The 22,767-nt window shown below is 73.6% G+C and carries 12 protein-coding genes and 2 pseudogenes; 8 read left to right on the plus strand and 6 right to left on the minus strand.

Going from position 1 to position 22,767, the window contains the following annotated elements; all coding sequences use genetic code 11:
• Positions 1–175 precede the first annotated feature (175 nt).
• The 3 genes from AB0N04_RS14815 to AB0N04_RS14825 form a co-directional block, all read right to left on the minus strand.
• Positions 176–1,258 carry a methyltransferase gene (locus AB0N04_RS14815; protein ID WP_360213291.1) on the minus strand — a complete coding sequence of 361 codons (1,083 nt, stop codon included), beginning with the start codon at positions 1,256–1,258 and terminating at the stop codon, positions 176–178.
• An 82-nt stretch (positions 1,259–1,340) separates the two neighbouring features.
• Positions 1,341–1,787 (minus strand): nuclear transport factor 2 family protein, encoded by a 447-nt coding sequence (locus AB0N04_RS14820; RefSeq protein ID WP_360213289.1) that lies wholly within the window; start codon positions 1,785–1,787, stop codon positions 1,341–1,343.
• Between the two features lie 53 nt (positions 1,788–1,840).
• Entirely contained in the window at positions 1,841–2,725 is an 885-nt protein-coding gene (locus tag AB0N04_RS14825) for an SDR family NAD(P)-dependent oxidoreductase (protein WP_360213287.1), read from the minus strand.
• A 257-nt stretch (positions 2,726–2,982) separates the two neighbouring features.
• Between AB0N04_RS14825 and AB0N04_RS14830 the strand changes: the two genes are divergently transcribed.
• The 5 genes from AB0N04_RS14830 to AB0N04_RS14850 all read left to right on the plus strand — a co-directional run bounded on the left by AB0N04_RS14830 (position 2,983) and on the right by AB0N04_RS14850 (position 15,883).
• Positions 2,983–3,534, plus strand: a complete 552-nt coding sequence (locus AB0N04_RS14830) for an EF-hand domain-containing protein (RefSeq protein ID WP_360213285.1) — start codon at positions 2,983–2,985, stop codon at positions 3,532–3,534.
• A gap of 336 nt (positions 3,535–3,870) precedes the next feature.
• Entirely contained in the window at positions 3,871–5,130 is a 1,260-nt protein-coding gene (locus AB0N04_RS14835) for a cytochrome P450 (RefSeq protein ID WP_360213283.1), read from the plus strand.
• Positions 5,127–12,359, plus strand: a complete 7,233-nt coding sequence (locus tag AB0N04_RS14840) for an amino acid adenylation domain-containing protein (protein ID WP_360213373.1) — start codon at positions 5,127–5,129, stop codon at positions 12,357–12,359. The genes AB0N04_RS14835 and AB0N04_RS14840 overlap by 4 nt, the downstream gene beginning before the upstream one ends.
• A 28-nt stretch (positions 12,360–12,387) precedes the next feature.
• The gene (locus AB0N04_RS14845; protein ID WP_360213281.1) at positions 12,388–14,919 is read left to right on the plus strand and encodes an FAD-dependent monooxygenase; all 2,532 of its coding nucleotides are present in this window, start codon (positions 12,388–12,390) and stop codon (positions 14,917–14,919) included.
• A gap of 130 nt (positions 14,920–15,049) precedes the next feature.
• Positions 15,050–15,883, plus strand: coding sequence for a 50S ribosomal protein L11 methyltransferase (locus tag AB0N04_RS14850; RefSeq protein WP_360213279.1), 834 nt, complete (start codon positions 15,050–15,052; stop codon positions 15,881–15,883).
• Positions 15,884–15,957: 74 nt separating this feature from the next.
• Here AB0N04_RS14850 and AB0N04_RS14855 read toward each other — a convergent pair.
• Both AB0N04_RS14855 and AB0N04_RS14860 read right to left on the minus strand, forming a co-directional pair.
• Positions 15,958–16,188 (minus strand): annotated as a pseudogene (locus tag AB0N04_RS14855) (potassium-transporting ATPase subunit B); the annotation flags it as partial.
• Positions 16,189–16,642: 454 nt separating this feature from the next.
• Positions 16,643–17,374, minus strand: a pseudogene (locus tag AB0N04_RS14860) (LysR substrate-binding domain-containing protein); the annotation flags it as partial.
• Between AB0N04_RS14860 and AB0N04_RS14865 the strand changes: the two are divergent.
• On the plus strand, positions 17,330–18,376 hold the full coding sequence (locus tag AB0N04_RS14865) for a zinc-binding dehydrogenase (RefSeq protein WP_360213277.1): 1,047 nt from the start codon (positions 17,330–17,332) through the stop codon (positions 18,374–18,376). The pseudogene AB0N04_RS14860 and the gene AB0N04_RS14865 sit on opposite strands and share 45 nt — an antisense overlap.
• A 182-nt stretch (positions 18,377–18,558) precedes the next feature.
• On the plus strand, positions 18,559–20,433 hold the full coding sequence (locus tag AB0N04_RS14870) for an APC family permease (protein WP_360213275.1): 1,875 nt from the start codon (positions 18,559–18,561) through the stop codon (positions 20,431–20,433).
• 55 nt (positions 20,434–20,488) lie between these two features.
• On the opposite strand, the gene AB0N04_RS14875 is transcribed toward AB0N04_RS14870, so the two are convergent.
• Positions 20,489–21,031, minus strand: coding sequence for a CGNR zinc finger domain-containing protein (locus AB0N04_RS14875; RefSeq protein WP_360213273.1), 543 nt, complete (start codon positions 21,029–21,031; stop codon positions 20,489–20,491).
• An 86-nt stretch (positions 21,032–21,117) separates the two neighbouring features.
• Between AB0N04_RS14875 and AB0N04_RS14880 the strand changes: the two genes are divergently transcribed.
• Positions 21,118–22,764 (plus strand): FAD-dependent monooxygenase, encoded by a 1,647-nt coding sequence (locus AB0N04_RS14880; protein WP_360213271.1) that lies wholly within the window; start codon positions 21,118–21,120, stop codon positions 22,762–22,764.
• Positions 22,765–22,767 lie beyond the last annotated feature (3 nt).

Consider the following 22,767-nt stretch of genomic DNA (forward strand, 5'->3'; position numbering starts at 1 on the left):
CCTCGCCCGACGCCACTGACCAGCCTAGGCGCGTACTGGTCGGTCTGCCGGGGGCAAGGGGCCCGTCGGCCCGGCAGGAGGACCCCACCGGGCCCCTGGCGGCCGCCACCGTCGCGCAGAAGTCCGGCGGAACGAGCGGAACCGCACACCCGGGGTCATCCCGGTGAGGTCGGGCTCAGCCGGACACCGGCTTGCGGGCGCGGAGAACGACGTCGAACCGCCCGGAGGTCTGGCGGTCCAGCGGCTCGAAACCCGCTTCGGTGTACCACTGCTCGAATTCCCGCGGGGTGTAGGTGCGGCCCTCGGGCGATGCGACGGTGTGGAGGTACGCCGACAGGAACGCGGCGTGTACGGGACCGGTCTCGTCGTCCTCCTGGGCGCAGGTGACGATCACCAGGTGACCGCCCGGTTCCAACGCCCGGTAGGCCCGCTCGAAGAGGTCGCGGACCTGCTCCGGAGACCAGATCTCCAGGAAGCGGGAGAACAGGACGCAGTCGTGGGACGTGGGGAGTTCGTCCTGCAGAACGTCGGTTCCGACCGCGCGGATCCGCTCGGACAGGCCGACCTCGGCGATCCGGTCGTTCGCCGTCTTCGCCACGTTCGGCAGTTCGAGAATGGTTGCCCGGAGGTCGGGCCAGCGTCGGGCGAAGCCGATGGCATTGGTACCGGTGCCCCCGCCGACGTCCAGGACACGGCGATACGGCGAGAGGTCCAGGGCGTTGACCAGGTCCTCGACCGCCGAGCGGCTCTGGTGCTCCATCATGGCGGTGAACAGCTTCTCGAGGTTCTCGTCCTCGGCCAGGCGTTCGTAGAGCGTGGTCGCCGACGAGCCGGCGAGGAGTTCGCGGTGCAACCCCAGGTTGTCGTTGTGCACCAGCGATTCGTAGAGCCAGCCGATCGGCCGGTACAACATCTCGTGCGTGTAGCGGACGATGACCGGCATGAACTCGCCGGGATCGCCTGCCACCAGATCGGTCGCGGCGGTGTTGTAGTACGCCTGGCCGTCCTTGCGCACGAGATCGAACGCGCAGCATCCCAGCAGCAACACGTGACCGGCACGCTCCTCCAGCCCCAGCGCGGCGACGATCTCGTCGAGAGTGCTGCCCGGCCGCTCTCTGAGCAGGGCGAACAATTCCAGGCGTAGTGCGGCGTGCAGGAACGGGAACCGGAAGCTGGTGTACACCAGCTTCCACAGCTCGTCCATGGCGGTCGCCGACTGTTCGGTCGTTGACGGTGCGGTCGTTGACGGTTCGGTCATGGTGATCCCCTTCGCGGCGGGGTAGTGGCTCACGTGCAATGGGCGCGGACATGCGCGGGGAGGGAGGGGGCGAACGGGGTGGTCAACCCCGGGCCATCGTCGGCAACAGCTGCTTCCAGGCGAGCTCGCCGCCGGCCGCCGCCATCACGGACCAGGGGTCCCAGAAGTCACGGTAGAGAGCGATCAGGCCCTGCTCGAAGCGGACCACCGACAGGTAGGTCTGGAGGTACTGGCCGCCGGTGGCGAGCAGCGTGCACTCGCCGGTGAAGCCCGCGATGACCAGGTCGTCCGCGTCGGCGGTGTAGAACTCGGGTTCGGAGAAGTCGACCTTCAGCTGCTCACGGAACATCGTCATCTGGGCGAGCAGTTCCTTCCGGCCCTGCATGCGGGAGGGCAGACCCCAGGCCGGGTAGGGGAATTCGAGGATTCCGTCCTCGGCGAAGAGGTCGATCCACTCCTCGATCCTCGCCTCTGACAGCAGGTCCAGGCTGTGGGTGAACAGGTCCTTCAGTTCCTGCGACGTGGTCATTCCGACTTTCCTCTCGTGGTCTTGTGTGGGGGGGGGATTCGCGCAGCTCGTGTTCAACGGGCGGATGTGACGATGCCGTTGAGGATCCGGTCGATCGCCCGGTCGGGCATCAGCCGGGCCAGCACGCGGCTGCCGACCGCGTCGCGGCCGACGCCGTAGCGGGTCCTGGGCCGCTTGGTGACCAGGGCGCGGAAGACCACCCGGGCGACGTCGTCGGGGGTCGTGCGGCTGGTCCTGGCCGAGGTCTCGTTGGCCTCCATGAACCGTGGGAACGTGCCGCTGTAGAGGTCCTGGACCGGCGCCGGGGCGCTCTCCAGCGCTCGGTTCCCCTCGTCGGACATCTTGCCCCAGAGCGGCGTGAGGACGGCGCCGGGCTGGACCACCACGACGGGGATCCGCTGCGGGGCGAGCTCCCGGCGCAGCGCGTCGCTGAGGGCCTCCTTGGCGAACTGGGCGGCTGCGTAGGCGCCGAGGTAGGGGATGGCGACGTTCCCGAGGCCCGAAGTGACGTTGACGATCCGTCCGACTCCGGCTCGCAGGAGGGGGAGGAAGCTCTGGATGGCCAGCAGTTGACCGATCACATTGGTTTCGATCTGACGCCTCATCAGCTCGTGCGGTACGCATTCCAGCGGGGCCGTGACGGCGATGCCCGCGTTGTTGACCAGCCCGTACAACCCCGCCGTGCCGGCCGGCTCGGCGATCGCGCGCACGGCGTTCCGGACCGACTCCTCGTCCGTCACGTCGAGGACCACGGGGGTGAGTCGTCCGGTGGCGCCGGCGCGCAGCCGTTCGCCGTCCTCGGGGCGCCGGACTCCGGCGTAGACGTGGAAGCCCACCCGGGACAGCTGGAGCGCGCAGGCCTTCCCCAGGCCCGAGGAGGCGCCGGTGATGACCACGGCCCGGCCTGCGGGTGGCGTCGGGGCCGACGAATTCGACACGAACTTCCTCCTGGCGGCAGGACGTGGAGGGGGGCGGCCCCCACAGTAGGGGGAGCCGGCGATCAAATCCGGGATGAACACAGGGTTTTGGTGCGGCGCGGGCCGCGGCGCGAGGGCTGTGTCAACGCTGGCGGGGTAACGCCGCTCGAAGGAGTGAAACGCGGGACGGGCCGCCCCGTCGCGTTGAATTCCGCCCGCGGGCGAACCAATGATGATCGTGCACGATCGTGCACACCCCCTACAAGCGAGGACGTGACATGGCTACTGCCACGCAGGACGTCATCACCATCAAGCTCGAACGTACATTCGACAGCATGGATGCCGACAACGACGGCTACGTGGACTGGTCGGACTACCAGAAGCTCGCCGACCGCTACATCCAGGCCTACAAGCTCGGCAAGGACGACCGCCGCGCCAGGGCGCTCCACTCCTTCTTCCAGACGTACTGGCTGGAGATCCTGCGCCACGCCGGCGTTCAGCAGGACCGGCTGGCGAAGGACCAGTTCGTCCTGGCCAACCGCCTCGCCAGCATGGACACCAGCCGGATCAACCTGGCCGACGGTGCCGGGCACGTGGTCTTCGACGTCATCGACGTCAACGGTGACAACGAGATCAGCAAGGAGGAGTTCGCCCGGTTCCTGAAGGACGTGTGGCGCGTCGAGGCGCCTGACGCGATGGACACGTTCATCAAGCTGGACACCGACGGGGACGGCGCGATCTCGCGCCACGAGTTCATCCGTGCGGTGCGCGAGCACTTCCTCTCGGACAACCCGGACGCACCGGGCAGCCTGTTCTTCGGGCACGTCTGAGCGGAACGGGCTCCGGCCTGACCGCGCGCGTCCGTGACCGTGCGGTCAGGCTTCACCGATGAGGGCCCGAAGTGACCCCGCCCGCGCATCCCAACTCGCCTGGTGACAGCTCGACTCGACGCCCGATGGGCGAGCCGGGCACTCGGCGGAGGGCGGGGTCGCTTCGGGCCGTCGCACACCAACGGCGGCGGCCCCGGTTCGCGCCCTCGTGGTGGAGCCGCCTCGCCTGGCACCCGCGATCACGAGCGCCCGGCGAGGTCCACGAGCACGCAACACACCCCGGACGGCCGCTCATCCACATCGTCCCGACGAACGAGGTCACCACCCTTGTCCTCCATGCCCCTCCCGAGCCGCTGTCCCTTCCCCCTGGACAGCGGTGCCGCGGACATCCACGGCGAGACCGCGGCGCTGCGTGCGCTGGGGCCCGCCGCCAGGGTCGTACTGCCGGGTGGTGTGCCGGCGTGGTCGGTGACCGACCCGGGCCTCGTCCGGCGTCTGCTGGTCCACCCCCGGGTCTCCAAGGACGCCCGACTGCACTGGCCCGCCTATCTCGGCGGCGACCTCCCCTCCGGATGGCCGCTGCAGATCTGGATCGAGATCCGCACCGTCCAGACGGCCTACGGCCCCGATCGCCGTCGGCTGCGCCGTCCACTGGTGCCCGCCTTCACGGCCCGCAGGGTACGCGACCTCGCCCCGCGGATCGAGGAGACCGTCTCCGAGCTGCTGGACCGCCTCGCCGAGGCCGCCGGAGCCGCCCCGGACGGGATCGTGGACCTCCGGGCACACTTCGCCGCCCGCTTGCCGTGGCTGACGGTCGCTGCGCTGGTGGGCCTGCCGGAGACCATGTACGACGGGTTCCAGGCCGTCAACGACAGCGTCTTCGAGACGAACCTGTCCGCGGCGCAGGCCGCCGCCATCACCGCCGAGGTGGCCCGGCTCTCCGACGACCTCATCGCCGTCAAGACCGAGCACCCCGGCGACGACCTCGCCACCACCCTGCTCGACACCCACCGTGAGGGCCTGCTGAGCGATCAGGAAGTGCCGGACAGCATCCTGATGCTGCTCGGCGCGGGTTATGGGACGACGGCCTGCATGCTCGACCACGCCGTGGTCAACCTCCTCACCCACCCGGACCAGTTGGAGCTGGCCGTGTCGGGTCGGGTCGGCTGGGAGCAGGTGGTGGAGGAGACCCTGCGCCACCAGGCCCCGGTCGCCAACTTCATCCTGCGCTTCCCCACCGAGGACCTGCACGACGAGACGACCGGGATGACCTTCGCACGTGGCGACGCCCTCGTCATCAACTACGCCGCAGCAGGCCGCGACCCCGCGGTGCACGGCGCTGACGCCGGCCGGTTCGACGTGACCCGCGCGACCACCCGTGACCACCTGGCCTTCGGCCACGGACCCCACTACTGCCTGGGCGCCGAACTCGCCCGTCTCGAAGGGCGCATCGCCCTCCCGGCGCTCTTCTCCCGCTTCCCCGGGCTCGACCTCGCCGTCGCACCCGACCACCTCACCCCGCTGCCCTCCATCATCTTCAACGGGCACCGCGAGATCCCCGTCCGGCTCGAAGGGAACCCCGACACGTGGGCATGAACGACCAGGCCCCGCACCGGCTGTCGGCGTACCAGCGCGACCTCTGGTCCGCCGGCGCGCAGGCGCCGGAGTCACCGCAGTTCAACTGCGTGCTCCACGAGCGCCTGCACGGCGAGGTCGACCGTGACCGGCTCACGGCCGCCACCGCGCGCGCGTTGCGCCGCCACGAGACGTTCCGGTTGCGCTTCGAGGAGAGCGGCGGGATCCCGTCCCAGCGGGTGGCGCACGAGGCCGCCCCCGTCGCCGTGGTCGACCTGTCGCGGGAACCCGAGCCGGCGGCGGCCTGCGCCGAGTGGATGCGCCGCTCGATGGCGGGCGCCCTGCCGCTCACGCAGGGCCCGCTGGTCGAAGCCACACTGCTGCTGGAGAGCCCGGACGTCACGCATCTGCACGTCAAGGCGCACCACATCGTGGCCGACGGCTGGACGCTCCACCGGCTGGGCCAGGAGATCCTCCTCGACTACGCCCGGGCGCAGCGCTGCGACCCGGAGCGGAGCGCCGGCGGGGCGCCCTCCTACCTGGCGTTCGTCGAGGAGGACGCCGCCCACCACGCCGGCGCGGACGGCGACCGTGACCGCGCCTTCTACCGGGACTACCTCGACGGCGTCGCACCCGCACTGTTCGAGCGTGCGACGGACAGGGGGCCGCGTGGACGCGGTCGCCACTCGTTCGTGATCGACGGTGCCCTCGTCGGCCGGGTCCGGGCCGCCGGCTTCTCGCCGTTCGGCTACGTCGCGGCCGTGCTCGGTACGTACCTGACGCGCCTGCACCGAAGTGGGGAGGTGGTCCTCGGGGTTCCCTTCCTCAACCGTCCGACCGAGCGGCACAAGGTCGTCCTCGGGCAGTTCGCCAACACCTTGCCCCTGCGGGTCGCGGCACACGGCGGGCGGACCCTGCGGGACCTGCTCGCCGAGCTCCGGGACGCGACCGGTGCGCTCCGGCGTCACGAGCGGCTCTCGCTGGGCGAGGTCCTGCGGGCACGGTCCGGGACGGCCCGGACCGCGGGGCAGCTCTTCGACGTGACGCTCTCCTACATGCACTGGCCCAGGCCGGACCGGATCCCCGGATTCGAGCGGCGGACGGCGCTCATGGCGCCCTCGCACGACCAGGACGCGCTGGGCGTCGTGGTGTCCGCCTTCGACGACACGGCCGAGATCCGTGTCGACCTGGACTACGCCCGTGACGTCTTCGACGAGCACCTGCCCGTCGCGTCCGTGGCCGGTCACCTCACCACGCTCCTGGCGCGCGGTCTGGACCTGCTGGACCACCCGCTCCGCGAGATCCCCATGCTGACCACCGCCGAACACGGGGACCTCACCGTCGGGCGCGCCCGCGGCCCGCAGGTGCCCTTCGCGGACGAGGCGACCCTGCACGGTCTGTTCGAGGCACGGGCCGCCCGCCACCCGGACCGGACCGCGGTCACCGCCGTGGACGGGCAGACGCTGACCTACGCCGAACTCGACGCGCGGGCCAACCGCCTCGCGCGGGCCCTGCGCGCGGAGGGCGTCGGCCCGGACGACCGGGTCGCGGTGATGATGGAACGGGGGCCGCAGCTGCTGGTCGCGCTGCTCGGCGTCCTGAAGTCGGGCGGCGCCTACGTACCGGTGGACCCCGGGCATCCGGCCGAGCGGGTGGGCTTCCTGCTGCGCGACAGCCGCGCCAAGGTGGTCATCGTCGACGACGACGCGCCCACCGCCCTGCCCGCGGGCGAGGCGGGCGTGCGACGCATCGGCGGCCTGCTGGTGGGCAGCGCAGCACCGGTCGAGCCGCTCGCCACCTCCCGCGACCTCGCCTACGTCATCTACACCTCCGGCTCGACCGGACAGCCCAAGGGCGTGATGGTCGAGCACCGGAGCGTGGTCAACCGCCTCGCCTGGATGCAGCGCCGCTACCCGCTCGGGAACCGGGACGTCCTCCTGCAGAAGACGCCGGTCTCCTTCGACGTCTCGGTGTGGGAGCTGTTCTGGTGGGCCGTCGAGGGCGCGACCGTGGCGATGCTGCCACCCGGCGGCCAGCGGGACCCGCGCGAGGTCCTGCGGGCGATCCGCGAACACCGGGTCACGGCCGTGCACTTCGTCCCGTCGATGCTCGGTCCGTTCCTGGACCTGCTGGAGGAGTCCGCGCAGGCCCGCGAGGGCGTCCGGACCCTGCGGCACGTCTTCTGCAGCGGCGAGGCGCTGCCCGCGGCCGGGCTCGAGCAGTTCGACCGGGTGGCCGCGCAGTGCGGCCGCGAGCCCGGCGCCGAGCACCCGGTGCGGCTGGTGAACCTGTACGGCCCGACCGAGGCCACGGTCGACGTCTCGTCCTACGACTGCCCGGGCGGCTCCGCCCGCGGCGTCGCGCGGGTGCCCATCGGCCGGCCGATCGACAACACCAGGCTGTACGTGCTGGGTGCCGACGACCTCCCGCAGCCCGTCGGGGTCGCGGGCGAGTTGTGCATCGGCGGCGTCGGTGTCGCCCGGGGGTACCTCGGCCGCCCGGAGCTGACCGCCGAGAGGTTCGGCGCCGACCCCTTCGTGCCGGGCGGCCGCCTCTACCGCAGCGGGGACCTGGCCCGCTGGCTCGCGGACGGCACCCTGGAGTACCTCGGACGCCTCGACGACCAGGTCAAGATCCGGGGTCACCGCGTCGAGCCCGCCGAGGTGGCCGCCGTCCTGCGCACCGTCCCCGGCGTACGGGACGCCGTCGTGGTGGGCCGCACCGCCCCCGACGACCGGGGAACCGTGCTGGCGGGCTACTACGTCGCCGAGACCCGGATCGGGACGGCGCTGTTGCGTGAACGGCTCGGGCGGACGCTGCCGGTGCACATGGTCCCGGCGTCGTTCACCCGGATCGACGGGATCCCGCTGACTCCCAATGGCAAGACCGACCACGCCGCGCTGCCGTCGCCGGACGACACCCCCGGGGGCGCCCCGGGCGGCCGGCCGCGCAATCCCACCGAGGCCGCCCTGGCCGAGGTCTGGGCCCGCGTGCTCGGCCATGAGGCCGTGGGGATCCACGACGACTACTCCACCCTCGGTGGCGACTCCATCCTGGCGCTCAGGGTGCGTGCCGAGGCGGAGGCCCGGGGCCTGCGCTTCTCGCTCACCGACCTCCTGCGGAACCCGACGGTGGCCGGCCTCGCCGCTCGCACCGCCGAGTACGACCCGAGCGGGACAGAAGCTCTGCCGGCTCCGTTCGCCCTCGTGGCCGACGTGGACCGCGCACGCCTCCGGGACGCCGAGGACGCCTACCCGCTGACCAGGCTCCAGCTCGGCCTGCTCTTCCACAGCCGCAGGCACGAATCCTCCGCCAGGTACCGGGACGTGTTCCGGTACACCCTCGACATGCCCTGGAACGACGAGGAGTTCCGCCGCGCCCTCGACCGGCTGACGGCGCGGCACCCGGCCCTTCGAACCGCCTTCGACCTGTCCGGCCCCGAACCGCTCCAAGTCGTCCACCCCCGCGTGCACGGCGCCCTGGAGACCGTCGACCTGCGTCCGCTCGACGACGCCGCGGCCGACGCCGAGGTGCGCGCGCACGTCGAGGAACGCCGCCACCACCCGTACGCGTTCGACCGGGCGCCGCTCTACCTGTTCCGCGCCCACATCCGGCCCTCCACCGTCGACCTGGTCCTCAGCTTCCACCACGCGCTCCTGGACGGCGGCAGCGTCGCCACCCTGCTCCGGGAACTGCTCCAGGACTACGCCCACGGCCTCGGCCTGGACATCGGCCCGGTCGACGACACCCCGCCTCCCTCGGTGGCGACCCACGTGCGCCAGGAGCAGACCGCCCTGCGCTCGGAGGAGACCCGACGCTACTGGCGGGACAAGCTGACCGGCTGCGAGCCCCTGCCGATCGAGGCGTTCGCACCGCACAGGCCCGGTGGCGCCGCCAGGCCCGCCTCGCGGCGGGTCGACCTTCCCGGCGCCCTCGTCGAGCAGGTGCGGCACTTCGCGGCCGAACACGCCCTGCCCGTGAAGTCCGTGCTGTTCGCGGCGCACGGCCTGACGCTCGCCGCGCTGGCCGGCACCCGGGAGGTGACCACCGGCCTGATCACCCACGGCCGGCCCGAGCTGGCCGGGGCGGAGCGCATCGCCGGGCTGTTCCTGAACACCGTGCCGGTGCGGCTGGGCACCGGAGGGCGGAGCTGGCTGGAGGTGGCCCGCGAAGGCCTCCACCAGGAACAGGACGGTCACCCCCACCGCCACTACCCGCTGAGCGCCATCCAGGAGGACCACGGCGGGCCCGTCGTGGACACCGCCTTCAACCACGTCCACTTCCATCAGCTCGCGGACGTCATCCGCCTGCCCGGCCTGCGGCTGACGGCGTTCGACACCTGGGAGCAGAACGACCTCCGGCTCCTGGTGAACGCGGTCACCGAACCGGACGGCAGCGGGATGTGGCTGCGGATCGACTGCGACGGCGCGACGTTCTCCGCCGAACAGGGGGACCTCTTCGCGTCCGCCTACCTGGGCATCCTGCGTCGGATGCTGGAACAGCCGCACGGTGAAACGGACTTCGCCTTCCTCGCCCCCCGGCCGAGGCTCGCCCGGGCCGGTGAGCACCCCACGGTCGTCGCGCGCATCGCCGACCGGGCCGCCCGGACTCCGGACGCGACCGCCCTGGTCATGGGCGAGGAACGGTGGACCTACGCGCGCCTCGCCGAGGCCTCCGGGCACGTCGCCGCGCGGCTCTGCGCGCTGGGAGCCCCGGCGAACGCCCGGATCGGGATCGCCATGGAGCGCTCCCCGCGCACCGTCGCCGTGCTCCTGGGCGTCCTGCGGGCCGGATGCGCCGTCGTCCCGATGGACGTCGGCTACCCCGCCGCCCGGCTGGCCACGATGGTGGAGCAGGCCCGGCCCTTCCGCGTCGTGGCCGGGTCCGCGCACGCCCACCTCGCCGGCGACCCGGCGCTGCTGCTGCCCGCCGAGACGGCGACCACACCGGTGCCGGCGGGCGAGGCCCGAGCCGGTGGCCCCACCGTCACGGTGGCCGAGCGGCAGGCCGGGGTCGCCCCCGGGAGCACCGCGTACGTCCTGTTCACCTCGGGCTCCACCGGCACCCCCAAGGGCGTCGCCATGCCGCACCGCACCCTGGCCGGCCTGGTCGCCTGGCAGAACGGGGCGGCGCCCAGCGCCGTCCCGGGCGGCGTCACCCTGCAGTTCGCACCGCTGAGCTTCGACATCTCCTTCCAGGAGATCTTCTCCACCCTGTGTTCCGGCGGCACGCTGTGCCTGGCCGGCGACGGCGAGCGGCGCGACATGCCCGCCCTGCTGCGCCTGCTCGACCGCGAGCGCGTCGAGCAGGCCTTCCTCCCGCCGGTGGCCCTCCAACAACTGGCCGAAGCCGTGGCCACGTCCGGATTCACCCCGCGGGCCCTGCGGGTGCTGATCCTCTGCGGCGAGCAGCTGCGCGTCACCCCGGAGGTCCGCGCGCTGTGCGCCCGACTGCCGGGGGTGGTGCTGGAGAACCAGTACGGCCCGACCGAGACGCACGTCGTCACCGCGTTCACCATGACCGGGGACCCGGCGGCCTTCCCCGTGCTGCCACCGATCGGCAAGGCCATCGACGGAGCCGAGGTGCACGTCCTGGACGAGCGGATGCGTCCGGTCCCGGCCGGGGCCCGCGGCGAGATCCACCTGGGCGGCGCCTGCCTGGCCGACGGCTACGAGGGCCGCCCGGACCTGACCAAGGAGCGCTTCCTCCCGCAGCCCTTCGCCGACGCCGACCGCCTGCTGTACTACACGGGCGACCTCGGGATGCTGCTCCCCGGCGGCGACGTCGTCTTCCTCGGCCGTGCCGACACCCAGGTCAAGGTGCGCGGCTTCCGCGTGGAGCCGGCGGAGGTGGAACTGGCCGCCACCGCCCTGGCACCGGGGCACCCCGGGCTGCGCGACGCCGCAGTCGTGGCCCGCCGGCGCGAGGACGGCGAGGTCTTCCTCGCCGCCTTCCTCCTCGGCGAGGGCACGGACGAGGACCTGGCCGCCATCCGTGAGCACCTCCGTGCGACCCTGCCCGACCACATGGTCCCCTCCCACCTGCAGTGGGTCACCCGGTACCCGCTGACCCCCAGCGGCAAGCGGGACGACGCGGCACTGCGCCGCGCGCCGCTGACCGTCCCGGTCCGCACCCTCGACGCAGGGCCGCGCGACGCGTACGAGCAGGCCCTGACCGAGATGCTGGCGGACGCGCTGTCCCTGGACGCGGTGGGGGTGCACGACAACCTCTTCGAGCTCGGCGGCACCTCCCTGACCGCGATGCGGCTGGTCAGCCGGATCGAACAGCGCTACCGGGTGCACATCCCCCTGGCGCAGCTGATCGCGACACCCACCTGTGCGGGGCTCGCGGAGCGGCTGCGCGACGGCGGGGCGAGAGCCTCGTACGACCCGCTGGTGCCGGTCCGTCCGCAGGGCACCCGTCCGCCGGTGTTCATGGTCCACCCGATGGGCGGCAACGTCCTCTGCTACGTCCGCCTCGCCCGGCACCTCCCGGACGACCAGCCGCTCTACGCGCTCCAGGCCGCCGGCGCCGACCCGGGCACCACACCGCTGGTTAGCGTCGAGGAGCTGGCGGACAGCTACCTCACCGCCCTGCGGCGGGTTCAGCCGCAGGGCCCCTACACGATCGGGGGGTGGTCCTTCGGCGGGTTCGTCGCCTTCGAGATCGCCCGCCGGCTGCGGGCGGCGGGCGACGAGGTGACCCGCCTGCTGGTGCTGGACACCACCGCACTGGCCCGGGGGCCGCGCGCTCCGCACCGCGAGGAGGCCGTGCTGGAGTGGTTCTTCCACGAGCTGCTCTGGCTGCGGGACGGCAGCGACTCGCCCGCGCGGGCCATTCCCGACGGACTCCGTTCGCCGGAGGAGAAGTTCGCCTTCATGGCCCGCGTCGCGAGCGAGCGCGGCGTCCTGCCGGCCGGCAGCTCCCCGGCCCTGATCCGCCGGCTGTTCCGCGTCTACCGGGCCAACTGGCAGGCGGCGCTGGCCTACCGGCCCCCGCTGGAGGACCACGACCTCACGCTGATCCGCGCCACGGAGCCGCTGCCCGCCGTCCTCGACGCCATGCACCGTGCCGCCCGCAGCCGCCACCAGGACCCCTGCAACGGCTGGAGCGACATGACCGGCGGGCGGATCCACGTCGTCGGCGTCCCCGGCGACCACTTGACGATCATGGAGGAACCGCACGTGGCACACGTCGCCCGAAGCGTCGCGGACCTCCTGCGAACCGACGCCGTCCCCACCGCACGGTAAGGCAGGAAGAGTGTCACCCAAGCCCCCCGTGAAAGCCCTGATCATCGGCGCCGGCATCGGCGGTCTGACCTGCGCGGTCGCCCTGAGGCGCGTCGGCATCGACGTCGAGGTGTACGAGCGCGCCACCGAGCTGCGCGCCGCCGGCTCCGGCATGTCGGTCATGAGCAACGCCGTCACCGCCCTGGCCACCCTCGGCATCGACCTCGGCCTGGACAAACGCGGCCAGACCGTGGAGTCGTTCACGATCACGGACCCGCGCGGCCGGCGCATCAGGGACCTGCCGTTCAAGGAGGCCTGCGGGCGAGTGGGCGCGCCCAGTGTCTGCCTCAGCCGTACGGACCTCCAGGAGGCCCTGCTGGCGGAGGCCGCGGACTGCCCGGTCCAGCTGGGGGCTGCCGCCACCGGTTTCGAGGCCGACGACGCCGGTGTCACCGTCCGCTTCGCGGACGGGCGTTCGGCGAGCGGCCGCATCCTGGTCGGAGCCGACGGCTTCGACTCGGTCGTGCGGCGCCAGCTCGCCGGCCCCGAAGCGCCGCGGGACAGCGGCTACTTCTACCGGCTGGGCATCGCCTCCTTCCGGCACCCGCGCGTCACCACCGGAAGCGTGCGCCACTACTGGGGCAGGGGCCGGCGGTTCGGCCTCATCGACATCGGCCACGGCCGCTGCTACTGGTGGGCGGCGCTGCCCACGGTCGGGGATCCGGCCGGCGGGGACGGCGCCAACCGCGTCAAGGACGCCCTCGGGAGGTCCTTCGCCGGCTGGGCCGACGAGGTGCGCGCGGTGATCGAGGCCACGCCGCCGGAGGACGTCCTCACCGTGCCCTCCCACGACCGGACCTTCCTCGAAAGGTGGGGAGACGGCCCCGTCACGCTCCTCGGGGACGCGGCGCACCCCATGCTGGCGACCCTCGGACAGGGGGCGGCCATGGCCATCGAGGACGCCGTCGTCCTGGCCCGCACCCTCACCGAGCCCGCGACGGCCGACGACCCGGTGTCGGCCCTGCGCGTCTACGAAGGGCGGCGGCGCGACCGCACCAGGGCGATGGTGGCCGCGTCCCACGCCGCGAGCGACGTCGCCCAGGAGGACCGCCGCGGCCGGCGGCTGGCCCGGGACGCCTACTTCCGGTCGGTGCCCCGCGGCGTCCTCGTCCGGCAGACCGTGCAGGCCCTCACGTTCCCCGGAATCCCGGCCGCCGAACCGATCGAGGTCCGGCGCGAGCTCAGCCCCCTGGAGCGCTGGTACTGGATCGCCGACCGGACCTCGCCCCTCAACGTCATCGCCCGGGTCCGTGTGCACGGACACCTGCCGCCGTCGCTGCTGCGCCGCGCGCTGGACGTCCTCCAGGTCCGGCACCCCCTGCTGCGCGTCGCGATCGCCGACCGCGGCACCGGAGCGGACCCCGTGTTCGTGCCGGTGGACGGGCGGCGGATCCCGCTCCGGCACGTCGACGTAGCGGCGGACGATCCCGCCGCCGACGCGCGGTGGGAGCGCGAGGTCAACGACCACGAGCTCGCGCGGAGCGTCGACTGGCGTACCGGGCCACTGCTGCGCGCAGTGGTGATCACCTCGGGACGGAACGGCGCGGACGGTGAGAGGGACGTCCACGACCTGGTGCTGACGGCCTCGCACTGCATCGCCGACGGAAGGACGTGCCTGTCCCTGCTGAGGCAGTGGATCGAGCTCGCCGCGCAACCCGATGCCGGTACGCCGCCGCACGCCGCCTCGTGGCGGGCGCTGCCCGCGACGGAGGACCTCCTCCCGCGCCGCCACCGCGGCCCGGCGGGGGCCGCGGGGCTGGGGTTGATGATGCTGCGGGACCGACAGGCGGCCCGGCGGGACCCCGCCCAGCGCGTCGTCCCCAGCCGCCCGGTCCCCTTCGGGCAACGGCGCACGCGGATGGTGCACCGGCTCCTGACCGCCGAGCAGCTGGAACAACTGGTGCTGGCGGCCAGGCGGCACGGCACCACGGTCCACGGGGCCCTGGCCGCCGCGATGGTCACGGCCGTCGCGCGGGACGCCGGAGCCCCGCCGAGCACGTGGTTCTCCATCGGCTCGCCGGTCGACTTCCGCGGGGACCTCGATCCGGCCGTCGCCCCCGACGAGGTCGGCACCTTCGTGGCCACGGTGCCCACCCGCGTCCGCTACGAGCCGGACGGGTCCCTGTGGCCCGCGGCCCGGGCGATCAGCCAGGACCTGGTGCGACGGCGAAGGCGCCGGGAGCACCTGTCCATGCTCAGCCTGCCGCGCTGGGCGGGGCCGAAGTCGACGGCGGACAGCGAGGCGTTCATGCGGTTCATGGAGGAGAAGGGGCCGATCAACCTCTGTCTGTCCAATGTCGGACGCCACGAGTTCCCCGAACAGGTCGGCTCGTGGCGCGTCTCCGACGCACAGTTCGTCACGGGCATCTCGGTGGTGGGCGCCGTCGTGGCGACCGCCACCACCAGTCACGGCCGGCTCGCCTGGAACTTCGGCTACGTCGAAGGCCTGATCCCGGAGCTTCGCGGCCGGCGGATCGCCGACGACGCCGTCCGCACCGTGCTGTCCGCCCTCGCCGACTGACCGGCCCGACGGGCCGGGCGTCACGACATCCCGAGAAGGGCCGACCGGTCCCTGATCCGCCGGAGTCCCGGACGCCTGCGCTCCTCGGACCCCGCCAGCCGCTTCCCCAACCCGAAAGGTCCACACCGCGATGACCCACGCTCCGACCCGGACGCTGCCGCGGCGCCGCACCCTGCCCGCCGGCCAGAGCGGTTCGCTGTGGCAGTCCCGTCCCTCGTGCGGGATCTTCGAGTTCCGTGGCATGCGTCTGCAACTGGCGGTGGAGGACCCCGCCGAGGTCCTCTTCCCCACCGATTGCGGGCTGAGCCTCATCGCCGCCCTCAACGGTGACGACGCTCCCGACCTGAACGGCGTCAACGCCCTGGACATCGGGGCCGGTTCAGGCCTCTACAGCGTCGCCCTGCTCGCAGCCGGCGCCAAGCGGGTGACCGCCCTCGACATCAACCCGGCCTCCGCGGCCCAGACCGTGGCGAACGTGCTGACCAACGGTCTCGACGCCACCCGGTTGACCTGTGTCACCTCGCCGGTGGAGGACTACGCACCGCACGGCACGTTCGACCTGGTGATCACGAATCCGCCCCACCTGCCGCACGACCCCGGCTACGCGAGGGGAGACGGCCTGGAAACCGCTCTCGTCGCGAAGGAGGGAGGCCGCGCGATGTACGACGCCGTGGTCGAGCGGATGGACACGCTCCTCGCACCGGGCGGCATCCTGCTCATGGCGCACTCCTCGCTCGCCGACATCCCCCGGACCGTCGCGCAGCTCACCGGGCGCGGCTATGAGACGCACACGCTCGAGATCTTCGAGATGGACATCCCGCTCCTGACCTACGCGGAGCACAAGGACACCATGCTGGGCCTGTTGAAGGAACGGCGGGCGGCCGGCCGGGCGGACTTCGACGGATCCCGCTTCACGGTGCACGCCCTGATGTTCCGGCGCCCCCTTGGCTCCGCCGGTCCCTGACGCGCCCGGTGGTGGGCATGGACGGAGAGGCGGGCGGGGTGGAAGAGGACGACAGCGGCAGCCCGTCCTGCACCCCGCCAGTGCAGGAGGCGGCGTGCGGTGGTGCCGGCCTGCGCCCGGCGCAGGGAGTCGGCCTGGGCCCTGCCCCGGCTCTCGGCCACGGCCTCGGCGAGGTTGGCGAACAGCACGGTGAGCCAGAGCCAGAAGCTGATCATCCAGGCGAAGACGCCGGGGTGGAGGAGAGCGGTGAGGGTGGTGAGGGCGGATCCGGTCTCGACCACCAGGATGACGGGGTTCCTCGCCATGGTGCGCGGGTGGAACGTGCGTACCGCGGCCGGCAGGGCCTCCCGGAGCTGGCGTCCGGTGATCAGCCGGCGCCGGCCGGTCCGGGACGGGCCGGGGCGGTGTCCCGGATGCGGGGGCGTCGGCTCCGTACCCGGCCCCTTCGGGCGGCGGAACCGATCGGGCCGGGGCGCGGCCGCGTCGGTGGTGGTGTCGGGTGGCGTGAGGGCCGAGCGGCGCATCGGTGTTCGGGGACCTTCCGGAGCCGCTTCCCGGGGGAGCGGGGCGGCCGTCGACGGGGACGGGGAACGCCGTCCAGCGAAGCACCGGATCTCTCTGCGCAGGCCGCTCCTTGACGCCCGCTCGGCGGGCCGCCCGGCGTCCTTGACACCACTCTGACGCGACCCTGACGCGAGGAGCCGGCGCCCTGCCGGCCTCCTCGCCGAGGTCTCCCTCCGGATCCGAGGGCGCCACGTGTCAGACGGTCGAGACGATCGCGCGGGTGACGGCCGTGACCGCCGGGGCCGGGCGGCCGGGGAGACGGGCCACGAGGACCCGGCGGATCTCGGGCGGTGCGCCTTCGACGTGCAGCAGGCTCACCCCGGGCGGCAGCATCGGCGCGAGTCGGGAAGGCACCGTCGTCACCCCGAAGCCGCCGGCGACCAGGTGGAGCTTCGTCAGCCAGTCGCGCGCGGAGTGGACGATGTGCGGCCGGCCGGGAAGCCCGGGCCAGACGCCGAGCAGCGGTTCGGAGGTCGACGCCGGGGCGGCGATCCAGGGGGCGTCGACCAGGTCGTCGACGTGCACCGCGGTGCGGCCGGCGAACTCTCCGGTGGACGGCGCCGCCACGACCAGTTCGGTGTCCGCGACGGTCTCGACGTGCAGGCGCGGCGACTCGCCGTCCGGGGGCCGGTGGGGCGGTCGGGACGTCAGCACGGCGAGGTCGATCGAACCCGCACGCAGGGCCCGGACCAGGGCGGGCGTGGTGCCCTCGGTCGTGGTGACCGTGATCTGCGGGTCGGTCGCCGCGAGGCGGGCGAGCGAGGGAGGCAGGAGGGCCGCGCCCGCGCTCAGGAACAGTCCGAGGCGCACCAGTTCGGTCCGCGGGGCAGTGCCGTTGAGGTCGTGCTCGGCCGCGGTCAGGCAGTCCAGGATCGTGCGGGCGTGGCGCAGCAGGGCCAGACCCGCGGGGGTGAGCCGCACGCCGTCGTCGAGGTGCTCGCCACCTGCGTGGCCCCGTACGCGGCCGAGGTCTTCAGCGGCGAGCGGAACTACCCGCTCGTGCCTCCCGTCGTGCCCGGCATCGGCGGCGTGGGGAGGGTGGTCCACGTGGGCCCGGACGCCACCCGGCTGCGTCCCGGCGATCTGGTGTGGTGCGACTGCACGGTGCGTTCGCGGGACGACGCCCTGACGCCCGACATCACGCTCCAGGGCTGGAGCGCCCGCGGCGAGGGCGGCGCGCGGCTGGCCCGGTACCTGCACGACGGATCGTTCGCCGAGCTCATGCGGGTCCCTACGGAGAACGTGTTCCGGTTGCCCGCGGCGGCGGGGGAGGACCCGGCCCGCTGGGCCGCGCTCGGCGTGCACGTCATCCCCTACGGCGGGCTGCTGGCCGGGGGACTCGCAGCCGGCGAGACGCTGCTGGTGAGCGGGGCCACCGGCAACCTCGGCAGCAGTGCGGTCGCGCTCGCGCTCGCCATGGGGGCGGGCCGTGTGGTCGCCCCGGGCCGCAACCGGGCCGCGCTCGACCTCCTCGCCGACCGGTTCGGCCCGCGCGTGTGCCCGGTCCCGCTCACGGGGGACGAGGCCGGCGACCGGGCGGCGATGTCCGCGGCGGGCGACGGCCCGATCGACATGGTGATCGACCTGCTCCCGCCGGGCGCACCCAGCTCGGTGGCGCGCACGGCGGCCATGACGGTGCGGGAGTACGGCCGCGTCGTCCTCATGGGCGGCGTCGGCATGCTCGGCGGCGCGGACCTCGCGCTTCCCTACCCGTGGATCATGCGCAACTCGATCACCGTGCGCGGTCAGTGGATGTACCCGCGGACGGCGAACGTCGGCATCGTCCGGCTCCTCGCCTCGGGCGCCCTGGACCTCGCCCCCGAACGGGTCCGGTCGTTCCGCCTCGACGCCGTCAACGAGGCCGTCGCGTACGCCGCCGCACACGGCGGCCCGTTCGACCGCACCGTCCTCGTCCCGCCGGCCCGCTGAGAGGGCCGGCCGACCTCTCCACGGACTGCGGCGGACGCACGGCTCCCGCGGGCCGCGGCACGCCCGGTGTCGTCAAGGTGTCGTCAAAACCGCAGGTGTCGCCGTCAAGGGAGCGCAGTGATCCGTCGCCGCGGCTCCGGACGGCCTCACGATCATGGGACCCCCGACCGATGGAGAGACGGATGTCCCAGAGAACCAACCCGGCCCCCGCCGCCGGAGCGCAGCCGCCGGACGCCGCCGCCGGGACGACCGCCGCGGCCGGGGCGGCAGGGGCGGCCGACCCGGGCGGTGACGACCGGCACCGGCTGAGCGTGCTCGGCGGCCTGGCGGCGCTCTCGCTGGACGCGATGGCCTCGGTGGCCTACGGCCCGGAGTCGATCGTGCTGGTGCTGGCCGCGGCGGGTGCCTACGGTCTGGGGTTCACGCTGCCGGTGACGGTGGCGATCGCGGTGCTGCTGGCGGTGCTGGTGGCGTCGTACCGGCAGGTGATCGCGGCGTTCCCGGACGGCGGCGGCTCCTACGCGGTGGCCAAGGAGCACCTGGGGCGCCGGACGGCGCTGACCGCCGCGGCCTCGCTGGTGATCGACTACGTGCTGAACGTCGCGGTGTCGGTGACGGCCGGGGTGGCGGCGCTGACCTCGGCGGTGCCGGGGCTGTACGGGGACCGGGTGTGGCTGTGCCTGGGCGTGCTGGCGCTGGTGACGGCGGTGAACCTGCGCGGGATCGCGGAGTCGGCCCGCTGGTTCATGGCGCCGACGGCGGTGTTCGTGCTGTCGATCCTGACGATCATCGTGGTGGGCCTGTTCCGGGACGCGCCGGCGAGCACGGCCGCGGCGGCCGGGCACGCCTCGGTGCTGACGGAGAACGCCACGGCGGTGGGTGCGCTGTTGCTGCTGAAGGCCTTCGCGGCCGGCTGTTCCGCGCTGACCGGCGTGGAGGCGGTGGCGAACGCCGTGCCGTCCTTTCGCACGCCGGGCGTGAAGCGCGCGCAGCGCACGGAGGTCGCGCTCGGCGCGCTGCTCGGGGTGATGCTGATCGGGCTGGCCGTCCTGATCGGCCGCTTCCACCTGCAGCCGGTCGAGGGCGTCACCGTTCTCGCCCAGCTGGCGGACGCCTCCCTCGGCCACGGCGCCGGCTTCTACCTGGTGCAGTTCGCGACGGTGGTCCTGCTGGGCCTGGCGGCGAACACCTCCTTCGGCGGGCTGCCGGTCCTGATGCACCTGCTGGCCCGGGACAACCACCTGCCGCACGTCTTCGCGCTGCGCGCCGACCGTCAGGTGCACCGCCACGGCGTCCTCTTCCTCGCGGCGGTCTCCGCCCTCCTGCTGGTCGGCTCCGGCGGTGACGTCAACAGCCTCGTCCCGCTGTTCGCGATCGGGGTGTTCGTCGGCTTCACGATCTGCCAGGTCGGCATGGTCCGCCACTGGGCCCTGCACCGGCCCGCCCGCTGGCGGGCGAAGGCGGCGCTGAACGGCTTCGGCGCGCTGCTCACGGGCACCGCGACCCTGGTCGTCACCGGGACGAAGTTCACCGAGGGCGCCTGGGGCATCTGCCTGGCGCTGCCCCTGCTGGTCCTGCTCTTCGAGGCGGTGCACCGCAGCTACGCGCGGATCGGCGCGCGTCTGGAACTCGGCCGCGTCCCGGGGCCGCTCACCCCGCAGCGCAGCCTGGTCGTCGTCCCGGTCACCGCGATCACCCGGCTCACCCGTGACGGCCTGTCCGCCGCCCTGTCCCTGGGCGACGAGGTGATGGCCGTCACCGTCGTCCACGATCCGGTGGAGACCGAGACCCTGCGCCGGGACTGGGAGCTGTGGCAGCCGGGCGTCCCGCTGGTGGAGATCCCGGACGAGCACCGCCGCCTGGGCCGGCCGATCGCCGACTTCGTCAACGGCCTCGCCGCCGAGCACGCCTACGACCGCCTCACCGTACTGATCCCCGAGGTCGAACCGGTCCGCCCCTGGCAGCGCGCCCTGCAGAACCGACGGGGCGCGGTCATCGACCGGGCCCTGCGCCGGCACACCGACGCGGTGGTCTGCCGGCTCCGGATGCGGATGTGAGGACCCGCCCGCCCGGCCCCCGGGACGGCGCCGCTGTCCGGGGGCGGGCGGCCCGTCAGTCGGCGGTGCGCTGTGCCCGGTGGGCGGCGACGCGGACGCGGGTGGCGCAGCGCGGGGTGCAGAACCGCTGCGGCGTGCGGCGGCCGGTGTCGATGAAGAAGCGCTCGCAGTCCGGTGCCGCGCAGCGGCCCCAGGCGCAGCGGCCGCGGTCGCCGAGCCAGAGGCCGAGGGCCAGGGCGCAGGTGGAGAGCAGCCAGTGGGTCAGGCCGGCGGAGGGCGGGGCCTGGGTGTGCAGCGACCAGGGGCGGCCGGGGAGGCGGACGAGCCGGGGCCGGGGCGGGTAGGCGTCCAGCAGGGCGTTGACGGCCTCGGCCGCCTCGTCCACGTCGTCGAGGGTGAGGACGTGGACGAGGCGGGCGGCGGCCGTGCTCAGCTCGCGGGCGTCGGCCTCGGTGAGCCGGAACGGCGGGCCGCCGTGGTGTTCCAGGAGCGCCTGGAGCTCGGCCGCGCCGGGCGCCGGGTCGGTGTGGACGGCGTTGGCGAGGTCGGCGAGGAAGTGGAGGCCGCGCGGGTTGCCGTCGTCGAGGTCCTGGGTCATCGTCCGTCCGTTCTGGTCCGATCGTCTGCCGTACACGCCCATGGTAACGTCGAAATCAATAAGTAGGCGTTACGAAGGAGTGGTGTATGCGATTCCCGGCAGAGACGTCCGTCCTGGTCGTCGGTGGGGGCCCGGTCGGGCTGACCCTCTCCCTCCTGCTCTCCGGCCACGGCGTGCCGCACCTGCTCGTCGAGGCCCACCCCGGCACCTCCCACCACCCCAAGGCCCGTGGCGTGTCGGCGCGTTCGATGGAGATCCTGCGCCGCCTCGGCCTGGAGCAGGCTGTCCGCGAGGCCGGACTCCCCGCCTCGCACGTCTTCTTCTACCGCGGCCGCACCCTCGTCGACCCGGACTTCGTCCGCACCGGCCTGGTCGGCGCACCCGACGGCGGCGCGGAACGCACCCCCGCGCCGGGCCTGATCTGCCCGCAGGACGCCCTGGAAGCGCTCCTGCTGCGCCGCGCCCGCGAACTCGCCCCGGACGGCATCCGGTTCGGCACGCGACTGGTCTCCTTCACCGAGTCGACCGCGTCGACCGACTCCGCCGAGGGCGACGGGGGCACCCAGGGCGTCCTCGCGCTGCTGGAGGACCGCACCACCGGCGAGCGCCACACCGTCCGCGCGGACTGGCTGGTCGGCTGCGACGGCGCGGCGAGCACCGTGCGCGCCGGTGCCGGGATCGCCCTGGAGGGGCCGACCGGCCTCGGACACTTCCTCAGCATCCGCTTCGAGGCGCCGCTCGGCGCGGTCGTCGCCGACCGGGCCAGCGCCTCGTACTTCCTCACCGAACCCGGCCGCGGCGGCTTCCTCGCCGTCGACAACGACCGGCACTGGATCTACCAGCACCCCTACGACCCCGCGCACGTGGACGTGGCCGAGCTGCGGGCGGACCACCCGCGCCTCGCCGCCCTGGTCCGGGAGGCCGCCGGGCTGCCGGACCTCGACGTCGCCGTCCGCGACACCCAGACCTGGCGCCTGGACGCCCGGCTCGCCGACGCCTACCGCCGCTCCCGGGTGCTGATCGCGGGCGACGCCGCCCACGTCACGCCCCCGACCGGCGGGCACGGCATGAACACCGGCATCGGCGACGCCGACAACCTCGCCTGGAAGCTCGCCGCCGTCGTCCACGGGCCCGCCGGCCACGCGCTGCTCGACACCTACCAGGCCGAACGCCGTCCCGTCGCCCGGCAGGTCATCGACCTCTCGCTCGCCAACTCCCGGGCCCGCACCAGCTACCGGATCGACGACGAGCTGCTGCTCACCGCGCACTACCGCTCCACCGCCGTGCTCGCCGACGGCCCGGACGCCGACGCCGCGCCCGACTCCGCCGCGCCCGACTCCGCCGCCCCCGACCGGCCGGCGCTCGACCCGGCCGGAGAGCACCCGGAGGGCGGCGCCGGCGGCCGACTGCCGCACCGACGCCTCGCCGGGCTGCCCGGTGCCGCCGCCTCCACCCTCGACCTGGTCGGGCCCGGGTTCACCCTGCTCACCTCCGCGCCCGGTCCCGACTGGCGGCGGCAGGCCGACACGGCCGCCGCGGCCGGTCTGCCCGTCACGCTCCACCGGCTGCCCGCCGGAACCCTCGGCCTCCCCGCCGGAACCCTGGGCCTCCCCGCCGACGGCGCCGTCCTGGTCCGTCCGGACGGTCACATCGCCTGGCGGAGCCCGCATCCGCCCACCGCCGACGGTGCCCTGCGCGACGCCCTGCGGCGGATCCTCTCCGTCGAGCGGTAGGTC

Source organism: Kitasatospora sp. NPDC051702 (assembly GCF_040681575.1).
Taxonomy (GTDB): domain Bacteria; phylum Actinomycetota; class Actinomycetes; order Streptomycetales; family Streptomycetaceae; genus Kitasatospora.